General features: G+C 49.6%; 17 protein-coding genes and 1 tRNA gene. 13 read left to right on the top strand and 5 right to left on the bottom strand.

Annotated features, from left to right (window positions below; all coding sequences use genetic code 11):
- Window positions 1–9 precede the first annotated feature (9 nt).
- The gene (locus D6024_RS13415; protein ID WP_121355134.1) at window positions 10–1,326 is read left to right on the top strand and encodes a hemolysin family protein; all 1,317 of its coding nucleotides are present in this window, start codon (window positions 10–12) and stop codon (window positions 1,324–1,326) included.
- Between the two features lie 19 nt (window positions 1,327–1,345).
- Window positions 1,346–1,819, top strand: coding sequence for a GNAT family N-acetyltransferase (locus D6024_RS13410; RefSeq protein WP_121355133.1), 474 nt, complete (start codon window positions 1,346–1,348; stop codon window positions 1,817–1,819).
- Between the two features lie 19 nt (window positions 1,820–1,838).
- Here D6024_RS13410 and D6024_RS13405 read toward each other — a convergent pair whose 3' ends face one another.
- Window positions 1,839–3,842, bottom strand: a complete 2,004-nt coding sequence (locus D6024_RS13405) for a glycoside hydrolase family 97 protein (RefSeq protein WP_121355132.1) — start codon at window positions 3,840–3,842, stop codon at window positions 1,839–1,841.
- Window positions 3,843–3,998: 156 nt separating this feature from the next.
- Here D6024_RS13405 and D6024_RS13400 point away from each other — a divergent pair, with 156 nt between their 5' ends.
- Both D6024_RS13400 and D6024_RS13395 read left to right on the top strand, forming a co-directional pair.
- Complete coding sequence (locus tag D6024_RS13400) at window positions 3,999–5,441, top strand: NAD-dependent succinate-semialdehyde dehydrogenase (protein WP_121355371.1); 1,443 nt, start codon at window positions 3,999–4,001, stop codon at window positions 5,439–5,441.
- 225 nt (window positions 5,442–5,666) lie between these two features.
- Window positions 5,667–7,394 carry a S8 family peptidase gene (locus tag D6024_RS13395; protein WP_121355131.1) on the top strand — a complete coding sequence of 576 codons (1,728 nt, stop codon included), beginning with the start codon at window positions 5,667–5,669 and terminating at the stop codon, window positions 7,392–7,394.
- Between the two features lie 206 nt (window positions 7,395–7,600).
- Here D6024_RS13395 and D6024_RS13390 read toward each other — a convergent pair whose 3' ends face one another.
- Complete coding sequence (locus D6024_RS13390; protein WP_121355130.1) at window positions 7,601–8,044, bottom strand: hypothetical protein; 444 nt, start codon at window positions 8,042–8,044, stop codon at window positions 7,601–7,603.
- Window positions 8,045–8,166: 122 nt separating this feature from the next.
- Between D6024_RS13390 and D6024_RS13385 the strand changes: the two genes are divergently transcribed.
- Window positions 8,167–9,021 (top strand): dienelactone hydrolase family protein, encoded by an 855-nt coding sequence (locus tag D6024_RS13385; protein ID WP_121355129.1) that lies wholly within the window; start codon window positions 8,167–8,169, stop codon window positions 9,019–9,021.
- A gap of 27 nt (window positions 9,022–9,048) precedes the next feature.
- Window positions 9,049–9,564 carry a DinB family protein gene (locus D6024_RS13380; RefSeq protein ID WP_121355128.1) on the top strand — a complete coding sequence of 172 codons (516 nt, stop codon included), beginning with the start codon at window positions 9,049–9,051 and terminating at the stop codon, window positions 9,562–9,564.
- 47 nt (window positions 9,565–9,611) lie between these two features.
- On the opposite strand, the gene D6024_RS13375 is transcribed toward D6024_RS13380, so the two are convergent.
- Entirely contained in the window at window positions 9,612–11,756 is a 2,145-nt protein-coding gene (locus D6024_RS13375) for a carboxy terminal-processing peptidase (RefSeq protein WP_121355370.1), read from the bottom strand.
- 313 nt (window positions 11,757–12,069) lie between these two features.
- Between D6024_RS13375 and D6024_RS13370 the strand changes: the two genes are divergently transcribed.
- The 5 genes from D6024_RS13370 (at window position 12,070) to D6024_RS13350 (ending at window position 18,304) form a co-directional block, all read left to right on the top strand.
- Window positions 12,070–12,143, top strand: a tRNA-His gene (locus D6024_RS13370).
- A 174-nt stretch (window positions 12,144–12,317) separates the two neighbouring features.
- Window positions 12,318–14,936: a TonB-dependent receptor gene (locus D6024_RS13365; RefSeq protein ID WP_121355127.1), complete on the top strand. Its 2,619-nt coding sequence runs from the start codon at window positions 12,318–12,320 to the stop codon at window positions 14,934–14,936.
- Between the two features lie 160 nt (window positions 14,937–15,096).
- Complete coding sequence (locus D6024_RS13360; protein WP_162944749.1) at window positions 15,097–16,095, top strand: Gfo/Idh/MocA family protein; 999 nt, start codon at window positions 15,097–15,099, stop codon at window positions 16,093–16,095.
- The gene (locus D6024_RS13355) at window positions 16,092–17,180 is read left to right on the top strand and encodes a glycosyltransferase (protein ID WP_121355125.1); all 1,089 of its coding nucleotides are present in this window, start codon (window positions 16,092–16,094) and stop codon (window positions 17,178–17,180) included. Before D6024_RS13360 ends, D6024_RS13355 begins: the two co-directional genes overlap by 4 nt.
- Complete coding sequence (locus tag D6024_RS13350; protein ID WP_121355124.1) at window positions 17,177–18,304, top strand: glycosyltransferase; 1,128 nt, start codon at window positions 17,177–17,179, stop codon at window positions 18,302–18,304. The genes D6024_RS13355 and D6024_RS13350 overlap by 4 nt, the downstream gene beginning before the upstream one ends.
- Here the strand turns inward: D6024_RS13350 and D6024_RS13345 are convergent.
- Window positions 18,276–18,962 (bottom strand): cell division ATP-binding protein FtsE, encoded by a 687-nt coding sequence (locus D6024_RS13345; protein ID WP_121355123.1) that lies wholly within the window; start codon window positions 18,960–18,962, stop codon window positions 18,276–18,278. The two genes, D6024_RS13350 and D6024_RS13345, sit on opposite strands and share 29 nt — an antisense overlap.
- A gap of 123 nt (window positions 18,963–19,085) precedes the next feature.
- Between D6024_RS13345 and D6024_RS13340 the strand changes: the two genes are divergently transcribed.
- Together D6024_RS13340 and D6024_RS13335 are read left to right on the top strand one after the other, a co-directional pair.
- Window positions 19,086–19,448 (top strand): BlaI/MecI/CopY family transcriptional regulator, encoded by a 363-nt coding sequence (locus D6024_RS13340; RefSeq protein WP_205573278.1) that lies wholly within the window; start codon window positions 19,086–19,088, stop codon window positions 19,446–19,448.
- Window positions 19,445–21,058, top strand: coding sequence for a M56 family metallopeptidase (locus tag D6024_RS13335; RefSeq protein ID WP_121355121.1), 1,614 nt, complete (start codon window positions 19,445–19,447; stop codon window positions 21,056–21,058). Before D6024_RS13340 ends, D6024_RS13335 begins: the two co-directional genes overlap by 4 nt.
- Here the strand turns inward: D6024_RS13335 and D6024_RS13330 are convergent, their stop codons facing one another.
- Entirely contained in the window at window positions 21,059–22,246 is a 1,188-nt protein-coding gene (locus tag D6024_RS13330) for an AIR synthase-related protein (RefSeq protein ID WP_121355120.1), read from the bottom strand.
- Window positions 22,247–22,322: the final 76 nt, after the last annotated feature.

Here is a 22,322-nt window from a genome sequence, read left to right as displayed (position 1 = left end):
AAAACAGAAATGGAAGTTGTTATTCTGCTCGGTTTGATCTTTTTAAATGGATTGTTTGTCATGTCGGAGATTGCACTGGTCTCGGCCCGGAAGCCAAGACTGGAAAGCATGGCCGAAAAAGGCGATGCCAAAGCAAAAAATGCCCTCGATCTCTCCAATAGTCCCGAACTGTTTCTTTCGGCCGCCCAAATCGGCATTACACTGATCGCCATCCTGACGGGTGTGTATTCGGGTGAAAAATTCAGCAAGTACCTGGAACCTTTTTTTGCCAAATTCCCGGCGCTTCAACCCTATTCACGCACCATTTCCACGACTGTTGTGGTGGTGATCGTCACCTTTCTATCGATTGTTTTCGGGGAGTTAATTCCCAAACGCATAGGCCTGATCAATGCCGAAAAGATCGCCAAGATCGTGGCGGCGCCCATGCGCATTTTCGCCAAGATCACCTATCCCATCGTCTGGGCGCTCAATCACACCAGCAACTTTATCTTCAAGCTGTTCAACATTAAAAGCAAGCGGGAAGACTTTGTTACGGAAGACGAGATCAAGGCCATCATCACCGAAGGAACGGAATCGGGCACCGTGGAAGAAGAAGAAAAAGAAATGATCGAACGGATCTTCCACCTGGGCGACCGCAACATCACCTCCCTGATGACCCACCGAAGCGATATTGTCTGGTTCGACGTGAACGACAACGAAGAAAAAATCCGGGAGAAAATCCTGCAGGAACCCCATTCGTTCTACCCGATCTGCGACGGCGATATCGACAACATTAAAGGAGTCGTTTCCATCAAGGACCTGTACACGAGCGATGATTTTACGCTGTTCAAAGACCTGATGATCACGGCGATCTTTGTGCCCGACAACAATACGGCCTACCAGGTGATGGCCAAGTTCAAGTCGTCGCGTTTTCATGTTTGCTTTATCGTGGACGAGTACGGCAGCCTGCGCGGCATGATAACGCTGAACGACATCCTTGAAGCCATCATTGGCGACATGCCCGATACCGGGCAGGAAGACTATGCGATCGTTGATCGCGGTGACGGCACCTTCCTGGTGGATGCACAAATTCCGTTCTACGATTTTCTTTCCCGCTTTAACCGCACCGAGTGGCTGTCGGAAGAAGAGCTGGATTTTGATACCCTGGCCGGTTGTGTCCTGCACGAACTGGAGCACATTCCAGCCTGCGGCGAAAAATTAAAATGGAAAGGTTTCCAGTTCGAGATCATGGACATGGACGGGCACCGGATCGACAAGGTACTGGTCAGTCCAAGCAAAGAGATCCAGGACGACCTGAAAGAGCGGGACGAAGAAGAAAGCGAGTGATTTTTTTAAACTCCTTAAGATGGACCCGGTTACCATTCGGCAGGCAACGTTGCAGGACTTACCCACTCTTCTTGCGTTCGAGCAAGGAGTGGTTGCCACTGAACGCCCATTCGATGAAACACTGAAACCCGGCAGCATTCACTACTACGACCTGGGCGCAATGATCCAAAGGGACGATGTGTATGTTGCGGTCGCGGTGGCCGATAATGAAATTGTCGGCTCCGGCTATGCCCGGGTCGAAGAAGCTAAACCTTATCTAAAACACCCGTTCCATTGCTACCTGGGATTTATGTATGTGCGTCCGGAGTACCGGGGAAAAGGGATCAATGCGAAAATCATCGAGGCATTGAAGGCCTGGTCCCTGTCGAAAGGAATTACGGAATTACGACTCGATGTTTACCACCAAAACGAAGCGGCCATCCGGGCCTACGAAAAGTTTGGGTTTTCAAAACTGCTGGTCAACATGCGCATGGGACTGGATGATAACGCGTAATTTTTTTGCTGTTTGTGCCCTATTTTTTAGGTGAAATTCTTGCTACCCATCCCCCACCGTTCATGAGCATGACTGTTTTTTTGTCATTCTTCGTTACGGTGATCACCTCGCGTTTATAGTCTGTTGCATCCCGGTCGGCGTTGATACCGTCGCGGAAGATTTCAGCCTCATAACTGCCTTCGCCCAAAAATGAAAAATCGATCGTTAGTTCCCGGGGCGTCCAGTTCGTCATGGCACCGATATACCATGTCTCATTTTTGCGCCTGGCGGTACAGATGTACTCGCCCACCAGGCCATCGAGGACAACGGTTTCATCAAACGTTGTCGGAACCGAGGCAATAAATTTTGTGCTCTCCTGCTCCTTCATATACGCCGTTGGGTTATCACTCAGCATGCCCAACGGGGCTTCGTAAACAACATACATCGCCAACTGGTGGCAGCGTGTGCCCTTGCTCATCGGCATGTTGTTGACAGGGCGAAAATCTTCTTTCGTTGCATTGCGCATGGCGCCGGGAGTATAATCCATCGGGCCGGCAACCTGGCGAATAAAGGGCAGTGTGACATCGTAACGCGGCACATCGTCGGCCGGCGCCCATTTTACATTTTCCATGCCCCGCACGCCTTCAAATCCGATGACGTTTGGATAGGTGCGTTGAAGACCGGTTGGTTTATAGGCACCGTGCAGGTCGACAAGCAAATGGCGGGCAGCGGCTTTTCGTGCAATCTCGTAGGTGGACGCCACCATCTTCTGGTCGTCGCGATCGAGAAAGTCGATCTTGAATCCTTTCACGCCCATGTCTGCATACTTCGAAAAGATTTCATCCAGCCGATTGTGCAGGGCATACCAGGTTGCCCAAAGGATCACACCAACACCTTTGCTCCTGCCGTAGTCAACGATCTCCTGCAGGTTGATGTTCGGCGAGATCTGTGCGATATCCGTATTCACACTCCAGCCTTCGTCCATCACGATATATTCAAGACCGTTGGCCGCAGCAAAATCGATATAGTATTTGTAAGTCGGTGTGTTGATGCCGGCCCGGAAATCCACATGGCTGATGTTCCAATTGTTCCACCAGTCCCAGGCAACTTTGCCGGGCCTGATCCATGAAATATCACCGATTCGCGACGGAGAAGCCAGCTTGTACACCAGGTCATTGTTGGCAAGTTCCTTGTCGGAAGTGCTGATGACGACAGCCCTCCACGGAAAGGCCCTCCTGCCGGCCGTACGGGCAATATAGGCGGCCCTGGCCGTGACGATATAATTACGGCCGCCAACGTTGCCACCCAGCATTTCCTTTACCGGGTAAGGCGCATGAACGGATTTGAAAGCGTTCGCCGTTTGCTTGTCCTGTTCCAGGTAAAGACCCGGAAAGTCTTCAAGGTCGGCTTCGAGGAGCACGGCTTTTTTGTTGTCGTTGAGTTCTACAAGCACCGGTAAAAACGCCAGGGTGTCTTTGGCAAACTGCGAGATCTTTTTTTCTTCATACAGGGCTTCGAAGGACGTTTGAAACTTGTCATTGTCGAAGCGGGGTTCCCGTACATAAGGGGTAAATGCCTTATAGTCGTTATCGAAACGGAAACCGGCTTCTTCGCTGCTGACCACCAGGCTGTCTTTCCGGTCGGTCACAAAGCGGTAGGCGACACCATCGTCGTAGGCACGGAAGATGACGCTGTAATCATTGCGAAACCGGAGCTCGAGTTGGTTGTACCGGTCCCGTATGGTTTTCTTCTTGTAAACCGGCCCATTGATCGTGTTGTCGGCCGACGAATGTTTGCCCGCTGAAACAACGCCTCCCCGGCCTAAAATCTCACCACCTGCCAGTGAAAGCGAAATGGGCGAAGTTGCCAGCACCGGCGTGCTTTCGTGCTTTACAGCCCAGGTCAGGTTGGGTGTAGTCGTAATTGCAACCGTGATTTTTCCACCAGGCGATTGAAGCGAGTACGTGTTGGGTTTTTGCGCATGCATACCCAGGCAGGAAAACAAGAAAGCAAAAAGCCAGCAACCGGCAGCGTTATGGTTCATTGTGGAAATTTGATGGCCGAATTTAGCCTGTTTCGCGGTTCGGTTGAAGATCTATTCCCCAACCAGGTATTGCGATCGGAATTTATGTTCAAACGGACATGGTGTAATTTTAGTCGGCATGGAATGCTTTTCCGGCCGATTTTAAAAACAGCGCAGATGAAAATAGATCTCTTGAAAACGGAAGCCTTTGTCAATGGCAAATGGGTAAAGGCAGCGAGCGGCAAAACCTTCAACGTGACGAACCCGGCAAACGGAGAAGTCATCGCTGCTGTTCCGGATATGGACCGCAGCGATGTAAAAAAGGCGATTGATGCCGCGGACGCCGCCTGGCCGCAATACCGCGACCTGACCGCCAAAGAACGGTCGGCCCTGCTGCGAAACTGGTTTAACCTGATGCTGGAGCACAGGGACGAACTTGCCTACCTCATGACCATTGAATCCGGTAAGGTGATCACCGAAAGCCAGGGCGAGGTGACCTATGGCGCTTCGTTCGTGGAATGGTTTGCCGAAGAAGCCAAACGGACCTATGGCGATGTCATTCCGCCGCACACCAAAGACAGGCGTCTCGTGGTGATCAAGCAATCGGTGGGGGTTGCCGCCGCCATTACACCCTGGAATTTTCCCCTTGCAATGATCACACGAAAAGTGGCCCCCGCCGTGGCGGCAGGGTGTCCTGTGGTCGTAAAGCCACCGTCCGAAACGCCACTGACTGGCCTGGCAATTGCTTCCCTTGCCGAAAAAGCCGGCTTCCCACCAGGGATTTATAATACCATTACATCAGCGCAAAGCAGCGAGACCGGCAAAGAGTTTTGCGAGAATCCAAAAGTGCGCAAGCTTTCTTTTACCGGTTCAACACCCGTCGGTAAAACCCTGATGCAGCAATGTGCACCGACCCTCAAAAAATTGTCGCTTGAACTGGGCGGCAATGCTCCTTTCCTCGTGTTTGAAGATGCCGATATCGCTGCTGCCGTGAAGGGGGCACTGGTCTCCAAATTCCGCCACAATGGCCAAACCTGCGTCTGTGTCAACCGCATCCTTGTGCAGGAGACCGTTTATGATGAATTCGTTGAAAAATTCACCAAAGCGGTGTTAGCATTGAAAACGGGAAATGTGTTGGAGAAAGACGTGCAGGTAGGGCCGCTAATCAGCGAAAAGGCGCTGGAAAAAGTGCAACGCCACATCGACGATGCGGTCAGCAAGGGAGCACATATCACCACCGGTGGCAGGCACCTCGAAGGTTTGTTTTTCCAGCCAACGGTATTAACGGAGGCAACACCGGAAATGATCATTGCACGGGAAGAGGTTTTCGGACCCGTGGCACCAATCTTCCGGTTCCGATCCGAAGAAGAAGGAATTCGGATGGCCAATGATACGGAGTACGGGCTGGCAGCTTATTTCTACAGCCGCGATGTGGCCCGTTGCTGGCGGGTAGCGGAGGCACTCGAATACGGCATGGTTGGCATCAACGAAGGGTTGATTTCAACGGAAGTGGCGCCGTTCGGCGGTATAAAAGAGTCTGGCTTTGGCCGCGAAGGATCGAAGTATGGAATGGACTATTTTATGGAGATCAAATACCTGTGTTTTGGTGAAATAAAATGATCATGAGTATGTACCGTTTGAAAATTCGCCGTGTTCCTTTTTATGAAAGATGCGAAGCGCTTTTTGCGGGATCTTCTGCTGAACATTTTAATAACAGACAACCTCACCTATTTTACAGATGATCTTGCTACGGTCGTTCTTAACAGTTTCACAGACTTTCACCGGTAGTTTTCACAAGTTACTATCATCTCTTGGGGTATTTTTACGAAGATTAATTCGATTTGCATGAACAAACCTATCAGACGTGCCCTTTGGTCAACATTATTGGCGGGCATTACGCTTACCTCGTTTTCACAGAAAGAAGCGCCGGATGGCTGGCACTTGAAAGACCCGAAGACAAGCGGGTATTACGGCATTAGCCTCGAAAAAGCCTACCAGTTTTTAAAAGGCAAACCCAGCAAGCAAGTGGTTGTGGCCGTGATCGATTCCGGTGTGGATACCACACACGAGGACCTGCGCCCGATCTTATGGAACAACCCCGGCGAAATTCCCGGCAATGGCATTGACGATGATAAGAACGGTTACGTAGACGACGTGCACGGCTGGAATTTTCTTGGTGGAAAAGACGGTCGCAATGTCAGCGAAGATTCCTATGAGGCGGCACGGGTTTACCACAAGTACAAAAGCAAGTTTGAAGGCGTGAAGGACCCGTCCACCTTAAGCAAGGACGACCAGGAATTGTACAAAATGTGGTTGAAAGCCGGCAGCGACCTGAAGGGCGACCCGACGGCTTCGCTGAATCTTATGCTGATCAACAATGCCTACAAGGCTGCCGCTTCGGCTGATACCACGCTCCAACGTATCCTTGGCAAGGCGGAGTTTACAGGTACCGACGTAGACGGCATTCATGCGAATGCAGAGCCGGAGCGTTCGGCCAAACGTAAATACCTTATTTTATACCAGGGACTGAATATTGAAATGTCCCGTACGAACAAGGATGTCCTTTCCGAAATCGGCGACTATGTAAAAAGCGAAGAGCGGAAAGTGAATGCAAAAGAAACGGCTCCCGAAAACTATCGCGGCGAAATTGTAAAAGATAACGAAGACGATATTAACGATCGTTTTTACGGCAACAATGACGTGATGGCGTCTACCGCCGAACACGGCACACACGTTTCCGGTATCATTGCCGCAGCTCGCAACAACGGAAAAGGAGTTGACGGCATTGCCGACAATGTTCGCATCATGATGGTGCGTGCCGTGCCGGATGGCGATGAGCACGACAAGGATATTGCACTGGCTATCCGCTACGCGGTTGACAATGGCGCAAAGGTGATCAATATGAGTTTCGGTAAGGGCGTTTCTCCCCAAAAACAATGGGTGGACGATGCCGTGAAGTACGCGGAAAGCAAAGGTGTTTTGCTGGTACATGCGGCCGGTAACGAAGGCGCCGACATTGATACGGCCTGGAACTTTCCAACACCTGTTTTCAAAGGTGGATCGGTCCATGCAAGCAACTGGATCACCGTCGGTGCATCAGCCGCGGCCAAGAACAGCCTGGTTGCCAGTTTCTCCAACATTGGTAAAAAAGAGGTGGATGTCTTCGCACCCGGTGTCAATATTTATGCAACAGTTCCCGGCGGCAATACCTATCGAAACCTGTCCGGAACGTCTATGGCTTCACCCGTTGTTGCCGGCCTTGCTGCATTGATCTTTGAATACTATCCACAGTTTACACCCCAGCAGGTGAAAGCGGTCATCGAGAAAAGTGCTGTTCCCTTTACCGACGTTGTGACAAACCCGGCCACAGGTGAAAAGACGAAGCTTTCTGAGCTGAGCCGCACGGGTGGACTGGTCAATGCCTACGAAGCCGTTGTCATGGCAGATGCCCTTGCAAAAGGCGGAAAGGTAATCACCCCGGAAGGACAGAAAATCAAGGTTGACGGAAAAGAACTAAAGCTGAAAACAAAAACTCCTGCCGGGAAAACAAAAGAAAAGTCGAAAGCGGCCTAAGATCGTTTTCTCTTGGATGTGAATGCGAATTGGATATGGTGATATTGGTGGCGTCCCCACTTTCTTCCAATCTCGATATCCTGCTGGCAAACTGAAAAAGCTACAAAACAAGGAGTAGTTCGAAATAAAAATCAATGAAAACCCTCCCGGTCAGCCGGGAGGGTTTTTTTATGAACATTGTTTGGTTTACGAGGGTTTTTCCCTTTTTAATAACGCCGGTATGGGTCATAACGTCGCCCAACAACCGTTACGGTTGCCCGGCCCGAGAAAATACCACCCAGCGACCGGTATTTGAATTCAATCCTGTCGAGGATCCGTCCGTCTGCTGCGAGTTCGATGGTGCGGCTTTGTTGTCCTGCCTTGATGTCTTCATTAATTGCCGGCTGTAGCACGTCGCCATTGTTCATTACAATTTTCAGTTCGCTGATCCGGACATCCTTGTCTTCCACGGCGAAACGAATGGCGGTATACATGTTTCGCTGCCGAATGGTAATTACGTCCTTGTCGCGGATAAAATTCACCTTCGCCTCACCCAGCAGGTCCCACCCTTCTTCCAGGCCCATGACTTTTCTGGAGGACCCGCAGGAAAAAAGGGAAAGCGTAAACAGTGCGGCGCAGCCAAAGAACAGGAGTTGTATCAATCGTTTCATATGCGTTTCCTTTTGCGTTTAGGGTTGTTTCTTTCAAAAATGAGGCCGCCATCTCCGCCTTTACTGAACAAGATTTATTTTCGGGTTGTTTCCTCCTTACTACATCACAAAAACATTAAACCATGAAAAGGATTTCCCTTGCGTTGATAACAGGCACCTTTGTAGCCGGTCTGTTTGCCTGTGGCAACCAGGCCTCAACAACTACTGCAAAAAAAGAGGACAGCACCATGAACGAAACATCTGCGGTTTCGGCATCTATCAAAGAAGAGCCGGTCAGTTATACGGCCGGTAATACGAGTTTGAAAGGCTATGTTGCCTACGACGAAAAAAAGCAAGGCCCGCGGCCCGTGGTACTGGTTGTCCCGGAATGGTGGGGCATGACAGACTATCCCCGTATGCGGGCAAAAATGCTGGCCGAAATGGGCTACCTCGCCATGGCCGTCGACATGTACGGCGATGGAAAAATTGCTCCCAATCCCGATGAAGCACAAAAAAGCGCCATGCCTTTTTACCAAAACCCGCAAATGGCAAAAGAGCGTCTCGATGCGGCCCTGGCAAAGGTTCGCTCGATGCCGCAGGCCGATACGGCAAAGACTATTGCCATTGGTTACTGTTTTGGCGGTTCCATGGTGTTGAACTATGCCAAGATGGGCGCACCGGTGTTGGGCGTCGTCAGCTTCCACGGTGGACTGCAGGGTGTGCCACCGCATAAAGGCACAAAGGCCCAGTTCCTGGTTTGCCATGGCGGTGCCGACAGCTTTGTACCACAAGACCAGGTAAACGCCTTCAGGAAAAGCATGGATTCTGCTGGTGTTGCCTATGATTTTAAGGTGTACGAGGGAGCTACCCATGCGTTTACCAACCCCGACGCCACGGAAAAGGGCAAACAGTTCAATATGCCGATCCGTTACAATGGTGCTGCCGATACGGCTTCATGGAACGACATGAAAGCATTTTTCGGAAAAATCCTGAAATAAATTTTTTACAACGCAAACCAAACCATTATGGCAAAACCTGCTCTTTCGTCCATCCCGGAATTCTATCACAAATATGTAAAGCTGGTTGAAGAAGACAATGCAAGCAGTGCATTGGAAAAAAACAGCGAATCGCTACGCTCTTTCCTGCAAGCGATCCCGGAAGAAAAATGGGACTTCCGCTATGCGGAAGGCAAATGGAGCATCAAAGAACTGGTACAGCACATGATCGACACCGAGCGGATCTTTTCGTACAGGGCGCTGTGCATAGCCCGTGGCGAAAAACAAAGCCTTCCCGGCTTCGACGAAAATCTCTACGCTGCCAACTCGCAGGGTGACAGGCGGAGCAAGACCGAACTGGTTACGGAATTCAGTGCCGTGCGAACGGCAACAAAGTTGTTATTTGCCTCTTTTACCGAAGAGCAGCTGACTTCTACAGGCCAGGCAAACAATAACCCGATCTCGGTAAACGGTATCGCCTTTATTACGGTTGGACACGTTCTGCATCACCTCAATATTTTACGCGAACGCTACCTGGTTGCATAAAAAAAATCCCCGCCACCGGCGGGGATTTTTCTGATCGTTCTGATCGCTTAGAAAGGTTTCACGGCTTCTTTCTTCTCGCCCACCTTCGCCACGTTTTGTTGCGTGACCATGTCCTTGATCACCTTCACGGCCTGGTCAACATAAATGTCTTTGCTAACTCCGGCCATCCACTGCTTGTACCGCTCGGTCTTGTCCTTGTCCTGCGAAACAAAGCGGCTTTCGTCCTGCTTCATAAAAGATACCGGCAAGGGTGTTTTCAGCTTCGTCAAATTTTCAATGTTTTTCACGGCATTGCGGATTTCCTTCTGCTCGGCGCGGTATTGATCCAGTTGCAACGAATACACTTTATCATTTTGTTTGGCAACGAAAACGCTGGCATCGGCGATGCGCTTGAACGTGGTATCGTTCGCGATGCGTGTTGAGGCCATTTGCTTGATGCCGTCGAGGCTATAACCCGGCTTCCAGCTCTGGAAGGCGGCTTTACCGATTTCGTCGTATGGCAGCGAATACGGGTTGTCTTTTTCACGGATTTTCAAATTCTGCAGGTAATCCGGAATGACCACGTCCGGCACGACGCCCCTTTGTTGCGTAGATCCGCCGTTGATCCGGTAGAATTTCTGGAGGGTGATTTTCAATGAACCCAAGTCAGAGTTGGTATTCATGAAACCTGATTCGGGATCAAGGCCGATCGTTCTTTGCACCGTACCTTTTCCGTAGGTATTTGTGCCAATGATGATTCCGCGGCCATAGTCCTGCATGGCAGCCGCCAGGATCTCGGAGGCGGAAGCGCTCATTTCATTTACCATCACAACCAGCGGTCCATCATACAAAATGCCGCCATCCCTGTCACGCATAACGGTTGGTTTTCCCTGGCGGTCGCGAACCTGCACCACCGGTCCATCGTCGATGAACAAACCGGCGATCTGGATCACATCGTACAAGGCACCCCCGCCGTTGTTGCGCAGGTCCATGACAATACCGTCAACACCTTCGGCCTTCAGCTTCTTGACCTCTTTCGCCACATCGTCGCCGCTATGAGCGCCGTTGGCTTCCTGGAAGTTGGCGTAGAATTCCGGCAAATAGATATAACCGACTTTCTGACCGCCTTCTTTAACCACGACACTTCTGACGTAGGCTTCGTCCTGCACAATTTCTTCGCGGACAAGCGTGATGGTTTTCAGCAAGCCATCTTTTTTGCGAAGGGTCACACTCACCTTGGAGCCCAGTTTACCGCGGATCAGTTTCACGGCATCCTGCACGGTAAAACCTGAGAGGTCAACTGCAGCTTCCCCTTCCTGCGCCACTCGCACAATGATGTCGCCTGCTTCGACGCCACCATTTTTCTGCGCCGGTCCGCCAGGCAGCACACTGGCGATCTTAATATTGCCTTCATCGTACGAAAGCTGGGCGCCAATACCATAAAACTTTCCGCTCATGGTTTCGTCGAAATAGCGTTTGTCGAGTGGCGGCATAAATTCGGTATGCGGGTCCATCATTTCCGTGATCACGTTTACAAAAACATTGAACTTGTCTTCTTCATTGAACTTGGTGCGGTACCTGTCGAAGGTGCGGTTCATGATGGCCAGCACTTTGTCACGGGCTTCTTTTTCCAGATCGGCGTCGGTTTTATTGACAGCGCCTTCTTTGCCCTTGTTGCTTTCACGGCTGTCGAGGAGGTCGGAATAGCGTTGGAGGGTCAGGTATTTCAAATATTTTTTCCACTCTTCGCGGCGTGCGGCTTCGTTAGCCGGAAAGCTTTTCTTCTCGTCATCGCCAACATAGGTTTCATTCACGGTAAAGTCGAAAGGCCTGGAAAGAATCGACTTGTAGACTTCCTCCAGTTCTTTCACACGGGCATCGAAGATTTGCCCGGCCGCTTTGAAAAATTCAACCGGCGCGCCTTTGACTTCGTCATCGATACGGGTAGCATATTTATCCAGCGACTGCAGATCGGATTGCAGGAAAATGTTTTTTTCCGGGTCCAGGTCTTCAAAATATTTGGCGTAGATCTTTTTTGAAAAGTCATCGTTGATGTCCTTCGGTTCGTAGTGACCCTGTGTGAGGATGGCTCCTACGAGTTGCAAGATCTTCTCATATTTGGTCGGCGGAGTTGTGTTTGATTTTCCCAGAGAACGAACGGTCAGAAAAACTCCTGTCAGCACCAGCGCCAGGATAATTGGAAAACGTTTCATGTCAAAAATGTATTTTAATGCTTGCTGCATACCAATCAAATTTAAGGCAAAAAGGACGCCTAATTTGTTAAGGCCTGTTTTTAACGATTGTTTTTTGATGAGTGGAAAAAAGGTGGCATTTTGTTCTTGCGGGGTGTCACAGAAGACCCATCGCAGCGGGGTTCTGCTCACCGCACGTTTCAGTACAAAACAATTTCACAGCACCGGTAGTTGCATCTTGAACGCCGCAAGAACCATGCTTGCGGTAAAGAATTTTTGCTGTCTGTTGTTTTTTCTATCCTCCAATTCTTTATTTTTGCACTCTCTCAAAACGGTGATTGTAGCTCAGCTGGTTAGAGCACTAGATTGTGGTTCTAGGGGTCGCCGGTTCGAACCCGGTCAGTCACCCAAAGCCTGTCAGCCCTGACAGGCTTTTCTTTTTCACCCATCCTTTCATCGCATTTCCTGGTCGCCGTTCATCCTGCCGGATTGCAGCTCGTGTGAATAAAAGTTAATAATGGTTAATGGAAAGAAAGTGCTCCAATGTGCACGATTACCTTTGCGCCTAGTCAATTGTTATACATGAAGAAAATTGTTGTTTTGATGGGTGTTGCGCTCTTAACCATTAACTTAAATCTGTTTGCCCAAAATCCTGCTTTTAATCGCGGTGCCGGCCGGACCGGCGGACAAATGCCCACCGGACGCTTTTATGGAAAAGTGGTGGATATGTCCAACAAAGGCATTGACGCCGCATCCGTCACGCTTGTCACCAACCGCATGGACTCGGCGACGAAGGCGATGAAGGAAGTCATTGTCGGCGGCATGCTGAGTGACAAAGGCGGAAATTTCAGCATAGAGAATGTTCCCCTTTTTGGAAGATACCAGATCAAAATCACAGGAATCGGTTTCAAGACCTACCAGAAACCCGTTTCTTTCGACATGCCCAGCCGCGACCAGATGAGCAATGGCGATCCTTCGGCGATGATGGGCGCCCTGGATAAAGACCTGGGCAATATCAAAATCGAAGTGGACGACAAGGTGATGAACAGCATTACCGTGACAGCGTCCCGCCCGACCCTGACCATGGGAATCGACCGGAAAATTTTCAACGTGGACCGGAACATTACATCGGCCGGTGGTACGGCCGTCGACGTCATGAAGAACGTGCCTTCGGTGAATGTTGACATCGACGGAAACGTAACACTGCGTAATACCTCGCCAACGATTTTTGTGGATGGCCGTCCGACAACCATGACGCTGGAGCAAATTCCGGCAGACGCCATCGAAAGCGTGGAGATCATCACCAACCCGTCGGCCAAATTTGATGCGTCCGGCGGAACAGCGGGCATCCTGAACATCGTGATGAAAAAGAACCGCCGTGTCGGATACAGCGGTAACGTGCGGGCCAACCTTGACTCCCGTGGCCGTTTTGGCGGCGGCGGCGATGTGAACCTACGGCAGAACAAGGTCAACGTTTTTGCCAGCGGTATGCTCATGCAACGCAAATCCATCAGCACTGGCGTGACCGACCGTCTGACCTATGGCAAATCCGATTCTACCTTTCACAGTATGCAATATGACCGTTCGGTTGGCGAAGGCCAGTTTGGCTTTGGCCGTTTCGGCATCGATTATTTCATGGATATCCGAAACACCATTACAATCACCGGGAGCATTGGCGGCGGTTCGATGAAGCCGGAAGCGGTGGGCAATATTTACATCGACTCGATGGTTCATGCCGTTACAACCCGACAGGAATACCAGCGTCGCCTGAGCAACTCGGATAATATTTTCCGCAACAAAGGAGCCCAGGTCAGTTACAAGCACAACTTCCCACAATCAGGACACGAACTGACAGCCGATGCAACCTATAACAAGGGTCGTAACGAAAACAACGGAACCATCGTCACCGATTATTACACGATGCCAAACGAAGTGTTCCGCAACCGGTATTTCCAAAACCAGACAGGCCAGGGCACTAATGAAAACCTGACCCTGCAAACCGATTATGCCAAGCCGCTTTCGGCCAACAGCAAGATCGAAGCCGGCGCCAGGGCTACAATGCGAAAAATCGCCAGCGAAAACACCATAACCGTTGCCGGTAAAGACAACACGACATTTTACAACAGCAACGACAACGTGTATGCAGCGTATGCAACTTTCTCTAACCGCATCAAGAATTTTGGTTACCAAATGGGGCTTCGGGCCGAAAGCTCAAACTACGAAGGCGCCCTGCCCAATAAAGGCCAAACGTTTAAGACCGATTTCCCGATCAGCTTTTTCCCCAGTTTTTTCCTGAGCCAGAAACTGGGCGAGGACGACGAACTGCAGTTCAATTACAGCCGCCGGATCAACAGGCCGAATTTCTTCCAGTTATTCCCCTTCACGGACTATTCCGACTCACTGAACATCAGCCGTGGAAATCCCGGTCTGAAACCGGAGTTTACCAACTCGCTGGAATTGTCGTTTTCCAAAATCTTTAAAAACCGCGACAACCTTTTGTTCTCGGCTTACTTTAAACATACCAACAACCTGATCACCCGTATTCAGGCGCTGGAATACGACACCATTTTCAAAAGGGAAATGCCGGTGAACACCTTCCAAAATGCGGACGCTTATTATGTGACTGGTCTTGAATTGACAAGCCGGAACAAACTGACCAAGTTCTGGGACATTACGGCCAACGCCAATTTGTTCACGGCGAAAATTGACCTGGCAACAGGACAGAATCCCGACCAGTTTGTGAGCTATTTCTTTAAGTTGAACAACACGTTCAAACTGCCGAAGAACTTTTCGTTCCAGCTTTCCGGCGATTACCAATCCAGGGTTATTTCATCACCCGGCGGTCGCGGTGGTGGTGGCGGCGGAATGTTTGGCGGCGGTGGCGGCTTTTTTGGTGGGTCGATGTCGGCTGCGCAGGGCTTTATCCGCCCGAACTATGGCGTGGATGCAGCGCTTCGCTTTGAGTTCCTGAAAAACCGTGTTGCATCGCTTTCACTGAATGTAAACGACATTTTCCGTACACGTCTTTACGACCAGCATACAGAAACGGCTTTCTTTGTGCAGGATGCGCAGCGCCGGAGAGACCCGCAGGTTTTCCGCCTGAACTTCAATTATCGTTTCGGCAAGATGGACGTTTCCCTCTTCAAGCGGAAGAATACAAAAGCTGACAACAACGTGGACATGGGCAACCAGAATTTCTGAGGTCTTTCTGCTCGATTGCGAAAGATGGACGTGATGACGTCGTTAAAATAGAATCTTCATTAAAAAGCACGAGCCGTTCTGAAAAGAGCGGCTCGTGCTTTTTTTCTATAAATCCGATGCATCCTGTCGATCCCGGATCAGACAGCTTATTTTTGCCGCTATGAAAAAATTCGCCGTAGTTGGCTGTGGCCGAATTGCAAAAAGGCATGCGGAGAACATTGCCAGGGTGGGATCGCTGGTAGCCGTGTGTGACATTGTGCCGGAAAAGCGGGATGCATTTGCCAATGTGTATGGCGCTAAAGGATACGACTCCATCGACAGCCTGCTTGCAGGTGAGCCGGATGTCGACATTGTTGCTGTTTGCACACCCAACGGACTGCATGCAGAGCATACCATCAAATCCCTGCAGGCCGGAAAGCACGTGCTTTGCGAAAAGCCGCTTTGCCTGACATCGGCAGCCGCATGGCAGATTATCGAAACCGAAAAGTTTTGCCGTCGCAGGCTTTTTGTTGTGAAATCCAGTCGGTACAATCCCCTTCTCCAGGGTTTGGAAAAGGCGATCAAGGATGGACAGTTGGGAAAAGTCTATAGTTTCCAGGTCAGTTGTTTGTGGAACCGGCCGGAATCATATTATACGGACTGGCGTGGAAAACTCTTTCCCGATGGCGGAACACTTTATACCCAGTTCAGCCATTACATCGACGCCATGCTTTGGTTGTTTGGTGAAGTGAGTGAAGTAAAAGGTTTTCAACAAAACGCTGCGCATCGTCACAGCATCGAGTTTGAAGATACCGGTACGGTTGCGCTGAAAATGCAAAGCAGTGCACTTGGCACGCTAAACTGGTCGGTCAATGCCTTTCAAAAAAATCACGAGATCGCTTTTACCCTTCTTGCGGAAAAAGCGACTATCCGTATCGGCGGCGAATATTTGAACGAAGTCCAGTATTGTGTTTCCGAAAGTCCACTAGCGTTGACGCCTTCCGGCAATGGCGCCAACGATTATTCGACCTACAATGGCTCCCTGACCCACCATCGCGAAGTCTATGACCAACTGGTGCAGGCTCTTGATGGCGGTAACCAGGCAATGATCGGTGCGTTCGAAGGGTTGAAGACAGTGGAAACCATTGAACGGATTTACAAAGCCATTGCAGACAAGTGAAGCGGATTTATTTTACCGTTACGAACGACCTTACCTACGACCAGCGCATGCACCGCATCTGCACATCCCTGGCGCATGCAGGTTACGATGTGACGTTGGTGGGACGTGAATGGAAACACTCCCTCCCCTTGCAGCAACGGCCATTTGCCCAAAAGCGGCTGCGTTGCCTTTTCAACAAAAGCTTTCTGTTTTATGCTGAATACAACCTGCGCCTGTTGGCCTTTTTGTTGACCAAAAAAATGGATGCAATTTGTGCCATCGACCTGGACACCATTCTTCCCGGGCTTTTCATTTCCAGGCTAAAACAGATTCCGCGGATTTATGATGCGCATGAATATTTTACCGAGCTGAAAGAAGTGCGGGTGCGGCCATTAGTAAAAGGGTTTTGGACAAAGGTCGAAAGATTTGCCGTACCGAAATTTGATTACGGCTACACGGTCAGCGATGGGCTGGCCGCTGAATTTCAAAAAAAGTATGGCCGGAACTATCCGGTAATTCGCAATCTTCCCATGCTGCAGGTGCAGCGGCAAGAAGAAGTGCGGCAACCCTTCCTTGTGTACCAGGGCGCTGTCAACGAAGCGAGGGGTTTTGAATACCTGATCCCCGCGATGAAAAAAATTCCGTATCGCCTTGTTGTATGTGGCGATGGGAATTACATGAACCAGTTAAAGCAACTCATTCGTGAGCAGGGAGTGGAAAGTCGCGTAGAGCTGAGAGGGATGCTGTTGCCGGATTTGTTGCGGGACATCGCTGCTAAAGCGTCGCTTGGGATTGGGCTCGCAGAAAAGGAAGGGATCAACCAGTTTCATGCCCTGCCCAATAAATTTCTTGAATACATGCACGCCGGCCTTCCGCAGATCGCGATGAATTTTCCCGAATACCAAAAAATCAACCGGCAGTTCAAAATCGCCGTCCTTCTCGACGATCTGACGATCGACGGTGTGGCCGAAGCGATTCATTCGGCAATGGACGATCAGTGCCTGCTGGCTGATATGCATGAAAATGCCGTTAAAGCAAGAGAAATTTATTGCTGGCAAAACGAGGAAAAACATTTACTTCAATTTTACCAGCAATTGTTTTCGTGAGCGACACCCTGCATATTGTTTGCCTCGACTCGCCTTCACCGCCGGATTATGGCGGTGCCATCGACATGTTTTATAAGATTAGGGCATTGAAAGAGACCGGCAAACGGATCATCCTTCATTATTTCAGGTATAACGAACGCCGAAACACAACCGGCATCGCACCTTATTGCGATGAAATCCATTCTTATCAACGCAAGGCGATCTGGCAGGCACCGCCCCTCTCCCAGCCTTTCATCGTTCGGTCACGAATCAACCACGAATTAGTAAAGCGTTTGAACCGTGATGATCATCCCGTGTTGCTGGAAGGACTGCATTGCGCCGGTGTCGAACCCTTTCTTCAAAACAAAGAGCGGATCGTTGTGCGGCTCCATAACGACGAAGCGGCTTATTACCGGCACCTGGCCCGAACATCGCCCTCGTTGTTTAGGCGTCTTTACTTCGCACAGGAAAGCAGGCTGCTTCTCGCCTTTCAAAAAAGCCTCGATAAAGATATCCCCCTCGCCTGCTTGTCAACCCAGGACCTTTTGCAGTTCAAAAATGTTTACGGGTTCAGGAATTTATCTTTTATTCCCTGCTTCATTCCCTGGCAGCACGTGCGGAGCCGGGAAGGCAAAGGTTCCTATTGCCTTTATCACGGGAATCTTTCGGTACCGGAAAATGAAAAGGCGGTTGAATGGCTGGTGCAGGAGATTTTCTCCAAGTTGCCGGTGCCTTTTGTTGTCGCCGGCAAAGGCATTTCAAAACGGCTTTCTGCGCTGGCGAAAAAGTATCCAAACATTTCACTGGTCAATAACCCGCCGGACGACGAGATGCAGGCCCTGGTCACAGATGCGCAGGTTCATGTGTTACCATCGCTCAATGCAACAGGTGTGAAGCTAAAACTCCTGAATGCCCTGTTCAATGGCCGTTTTTGCCTTGCCAACGCAAACGGTATCCAGGGAAGCGGAATGGAAGACCATGTGCAGGTAGTGGAAACGGCAGTCGAATGGATATCCGCGGTGGAGAGGCTGATGCAAACGGAATTTACAGCGGCTGACAAGGAAGGCCGTAAAGCGATCCTATCGGTGTATAACAACCGGGAAAATGCTGAGAAGCTTATCGCGCAATGGAGGCATTGTCAATAACACGGCCATTTTCCGTTTTTACCATGCGGGCCGGGTATTTTTGGATCACGATATAGTCGTGCGTAGCCATAACGACCGACGTGCCATAGTCGCGGGCAATGTGCATGAGCAGGTTCATGATCTCGTCAGAAGTTTCCGGGTCGAGGTTTCCGGTCGGTTCATCGGCCAAAATCAGTTTCGGAGAGTTCAGTAAGGCGCGGGCAATGTCGATACGCTGTTGTTCGCCACCGCTCATTTCAAACGGCATTTTGAAGCCTTTCGATTTCAGGCCTACCTTGTCCAGTACGTCGGAAATTTTTTCATTCATCAATTTATCATCCTTCCACCCAGTGGCCCTGAGCACGAACTTGAGGTTTTCGTGGACATTGCGGTCGGTGAGCAGTTGAAAATCCTGGAACACTACGCCAAGGTTGCGACGTAAATAAGGAACGGTTTTCCACGTCAGGTCGCGCAGGTTGTAGCCAACAACGGAAGCCTGTCCTTCTTTCAGCGGAAGTTCACCATACAGCGTTTTCAGCAAGCTGGATTTACCGGTGCCTGTTTTGCCAACGAGATAAACGAACTCACCTTTGTTTACCTCCAAATTCACATCCTGCAAAACGAGGTTATCGCCCTGGTAAATGTTTGCATTCTTGATCTCGATGATTAGTTCCGCCATCCGAAATTTATTTGTCGCAAAATAAAACAAGAAACGGCAAGCGACTGCGATTTATTTCAAAAACTAAAAAATTAGTTGTTAAACTAAAAATATAGTTATAGCTTTATCCTGCAATCAATTTGTATGAAGACATTAACAAAGGCCGAGGAGCAGGTGATGCAGGCCGTCTGGAAAGTAAAGCAAGGCTTTATCCGCGACATCATCGAGGCGCTACCAGCGCCAAAGCCGCACCAGAACACGGTTTCCACCATTTTAAAAATCCTGGTCGACAAAGAATTTGTCGGTATCAATGTGTTTGGCCGGCAACATCAATACTACCCGCTGGTGAGTAAGGACGCCTATTCCAAGTCGAGTATCAAAAACCTCGTCAAAGGCTATTTCGGTGGCTCGTTCAGCGATGCGGTATCGTTTATGGTGAAAGAAAACAGCCTGAGCATCGAAGACCTTGAAACCCTCTTGAATCAACTGAAAAAAGCAAAAAAATGATCGCATTTGCCTTCTACCTTTTGAAAGTAGTATTTTGCTCCTGTATTCTTTTCCTCTACTATTGGCTGTTCCTGCGCAACAGGATTTTTCACCAATGGAACCGGTTTTACCTGCTCTTTGCAGTCGTTTTATCGTTGGTACTTCCGCTTATTCAGTTCACATTGTTTTTCGCGGACGAAGGCCGGAACGATGCCCTGCTTTTCCTGCAGAAAATGCAATCGCCCAATGACTACCTGGACGAGATTGTTATCACCACAAACAGTCAGGTGGCGACTGATATTTGGTTTTGGACAGGCTATTCGTTCGTCTCTGTGCTCTTGCTTTCTTTTTTCCTGCTTTCACTCATCAAAATAATTTCGCTCATTCGGCAACACTCCTTCGAAATAGCCGGCAAGGTTCGGTTTGCAGACTCCACTTTGCCAGGGACGCCATTTTCTTTTTTCCACTACATTTTCTGGAATAAAGAAATTCTGCTTGAGTCTGAGGCCGGGCAGCAGATTTTTCAGCACGAACTGGTCCATGTAAAAGAAAAGCATACACTCGATAAATTGTTCCTACAGTTCATCCTGGGTTTTTTCTGGTTCAACCCTTTTTTTTGGCTGATCCGGAGAGAGCTTTTATCCATACATGAATTTATCGCAGACAAAAAATCGATCGCTGGTAGCGATGCCACGGCTTTTGCTGCCATTATCCTGCAAACGGTATACCCGCAGCAATTCGCATCACTTGTTCATCCATTTTTTCAATCACCCATAAAAAGAAGAGTAACGATGCTTACAAAAAATCAACGTGTGAATTACGTCAGCCGCATTATTGCCCTGCCAGTTGTGGCGATAATCGCCTTTGCTATTACAATGCGTACAAATGCCAGCGGGCAAAAGGAGTTTACCGGCCAGATTTCGCCGGTCGTCAGTACGGTGGCCAATACGGATCCGGGAAAGGAAAACTATGTCAACGACATTGATGTTGATAAAAGCAACAGCACGGCAATGCCTGCACAGGCAACTTCAAAAGCGCTGGCAAAGGAAAACCCCGAAAAAGCTAGACCAATTCGTGTGAAAAGCGGAAAAGATACGTTGCCGGCAAAGCCATCAGGTCCCAAACCCCTGTATTTCGTTGACGGCAAAGAATTTTCCGGTGATTTAAACACAATTGATCCGCAGCGAATCGAGTCAATGAATGTATTGAAAGACAAGTCCGCGATTGATAAGTACGGTGAAAGAGGAAAGAACGGTGTAGTGGAGATCACGCTAAAAAAAAGCGGCCAGGTGAATGAAAACAATATTGTTTTTGAACAAACAGAAATACCAGCATCCATTGACAAACAGGAATGGCGGACCTTTCTGGAAAAGAACGTTCAGCCTATCATAGTGAATGCGGCCAGCAAGGGTGCAAAACCCGGTACCTACACCGTTAATATCCGGTTCCTGGTAAAGAGCGACGGAAGCTTATCGGAATTTACAGCACTCAATAATCCTGGTTACGACCTTGGAAAACAAGTAGTAGCCCTGATGCCATCTTCGCCCAAATGGAAGCCGGCACAACAGAATGGGAAACCAGTAAGTTCCTATCACACCCAGCCCATCACACTGGTTATCCAGGCACAATAATTAAAACAGGTATTGAACAGGACCGGAAGGTGCATTTAATTCAAGTGAATTTGACCGGGCTTCCTCTACCCTTCCGATCACTTGTGCATCAATGCCAAATGCGTTTGCAGTGCTGATGATAGCGTCAGCACTTTTTTCGTCGGTATAGACCTCTAACCGGCAGCCCATGTTGAATACCTGGTACATTTCCCGGTCATCGGCCCCGCTGCTTTGCTGGATCAGTTGAAAGATTTTCGGTGCGTCAAACAAATTGTCCTTGACCACACGAACCCCCTGCGGCATGTATTTCATGCATTTGGTTTGTCCGCCGCCGCTGCAGTGGATCAATCCTGCCACATCTTCAAAATGCTCCGTGAGGATTTGCCGTACAAACGGTGCAAAGGTTCTCGTTGGCGAAAGAATTAATTTGCCTGTGTTTGTTTGAAAGACCTCGTTGCGAAAGCTGATTTCCATTTCGTCAGTCATGCGGCCCAACCCGATATAGGTCACATCCTCCTCCAGTGTCTCATCAAAAGTTTCGGGGAAATTTTTTGCGTAAAACTTGTTCAGCACATCGTGCCGTGCGCTGGTCAAACCGTTGCTGCCGATGCCGCTGTTGTATTCGGTTTCATAGATGGCTTTTCCATAACTGGCAAGACCAACGATCACATTACCCGGCTTTATCTTTTCATTGGTCACGATCCGGTCACGTTTCCCCCGGGCTGCCATCGTTCCGTTCACGGCTACCGTTCTCACGACATCGCCCACGTCAGCAGTTTCGCCACCCATAAAATGAATTGCAACGCCGTGTTTTTTCATTTCATCAAAAAAAGCCTGTGTTCCTTCGATGATAGCCTGCAGCACTTCGGCCGGTATGCGGTTTTTATTGCGGTCGATCGACGAGGAGAAAAGCAGGTTGTCGTAAATACCCACGCAAAGCAGGTCATCCAGGTTCATGACGATCGCGTCCTGCGCAATGCCCTTCCAAACGGAAATATCGCCGGTTTCTTTCCAGTACAGGTAAGCCAGGATGCTTTTTGTTCCGGCGCCATCGGCATGCATGACATTGATCCAGTCTTTGTCGCCACCCAGCACATCATCGTAGATTTTGCAAAACGCTCTTGCATAAAGTCCTTTGTCGATATTTTTTGTTGCTGCGTGAACTTCTTCTTTCTGTGCCGAAACACCCCGTTTGGAATAAAGTGACATGCGGCAAAAATAAGGAGAAGAACAAAGGAACAGCCGAACAGAAGAACAAGGAACAGAAGAAGTGGTTTGACGGGTT

Origin of the sequence: Flavisolibacter nicotianae (assembly GCF_003628535.1) — a bacterium.
Lineage (GTDB): Bacteria > Bacteroidota > Bacteroidia > Chitinophagales > Chitinophagaceae > Flavisolibacter > Flavisolibacter nicotianae.
The sequence above is the reverse complement of the archived record's forward strand: the minus strand, read 5'-3'. Positions and strand labels throughout refer to the sequence as shown.

Bases quoted from the DNA above. Each gene is read 5' to 3' on its own strand.
- D6024_RS13415 (WP_121355134.1), top strand. From the start codon at position 10: ATGGAAGTTGTTATTCTGCTCGGTTTGATCTTTTTAAATGGATTGTTT.
- D6024_RS13410 (WP_121355133.1), top strand. From the start codon at position 1,346: ATGGACCCGGTTACCATTCGGCAGGCAACGTTGCAGGACTTACCCACT.
- D6024_RS13405 (WP_121355132.1), bottom strand. From the start codon at position 3,842: ATGAACCATAACGCTGCCGGTTGCTGGCTTTTTGCTTTCTTGTTTTCC.
- D6024_RS13400 (WP_121355371.1), top strand. From the start codon at position 3,999: ATGAAAATAGATCTCTTGAAAACGGAAGCCTTTGTCAATGGCAAATGG.
- D6024_RS13395 (WP_121355131.1), top strand. From the start codon at position 5,667: ATGAACAAACCTATCAGACGTGCCCTTTGGTCAACATTATTGGCGGGC.
- D6024_RS13390 (WP_121355130.1), bottom strand. From the start codon at position 8,044: ATGAAACGATTGATACAACTCCTGTTCTTTGGCTGCGCCGCACTGTTT.
- D6024_RS13385 (WP_121355129.1), top strand. From the start codon at position 8,167: ATGAAAAGGATTTCCCTTGCGTTGATAACAGGCACCTTTGTAGCCGGT.
- D6024_RS13380 (WP_121355128.1), top strand. From the start codon at position 9,049: ATGGCAAAACCTGCTCTTTCGTCCATCCCGGAATTCTATCACAAATAT.
- D6024_RS13375 (WP_121355370.1), bottom strand. From the start codon at position 11,756: ATGAAACGTTTTCCAATTATCCTGGCGCTGGTGCTGACAGGAGTTTTT.
- D6024_RS13365 (WP_121355127.1), top strand. From the start codon at position 12,318: ATGAAGAAAATTGTTGTTTTGATGGGTGTTGCGCTCTTAACCATTAAC.
- D6024_RS13360 (WP_162944749.1), top strand. From the start codon at position 15,097: ATGAAAAAATTCGCCGTAGTTGGCTGTGGCCGAATTGCAAAAAGGCAT.
- D6024_RS13345 (WP_121355123.1), bottom strand. From the start codon at position 18,962: ATGGCGGAACTAATCATCGAGATCAAGAATGCAAACATTTACCAGGGC.
- D6024_RS13340 (WP_205573278.1), top strand. From the start codon at position 19,086: ATGAAGACATTAACAAAGGCCGAGGAGCAGGTGATGCAGGCCGTCTGG.
- D6024_RS13335 (WP_121355121.1), top strand. From the start codon at position 19,445: ATGATCGCATTTGCCTTCTACCTTTTGAAAGTAGTATTTTGCTCCTGT.
- D6024_RS13330 (WP_121355120.1), bottom strand. From the start codon at position 22,246: ATGTCACTTTATTCCAAACGGGGTGTTTCGGCACAGAAAGAAGAAGTT.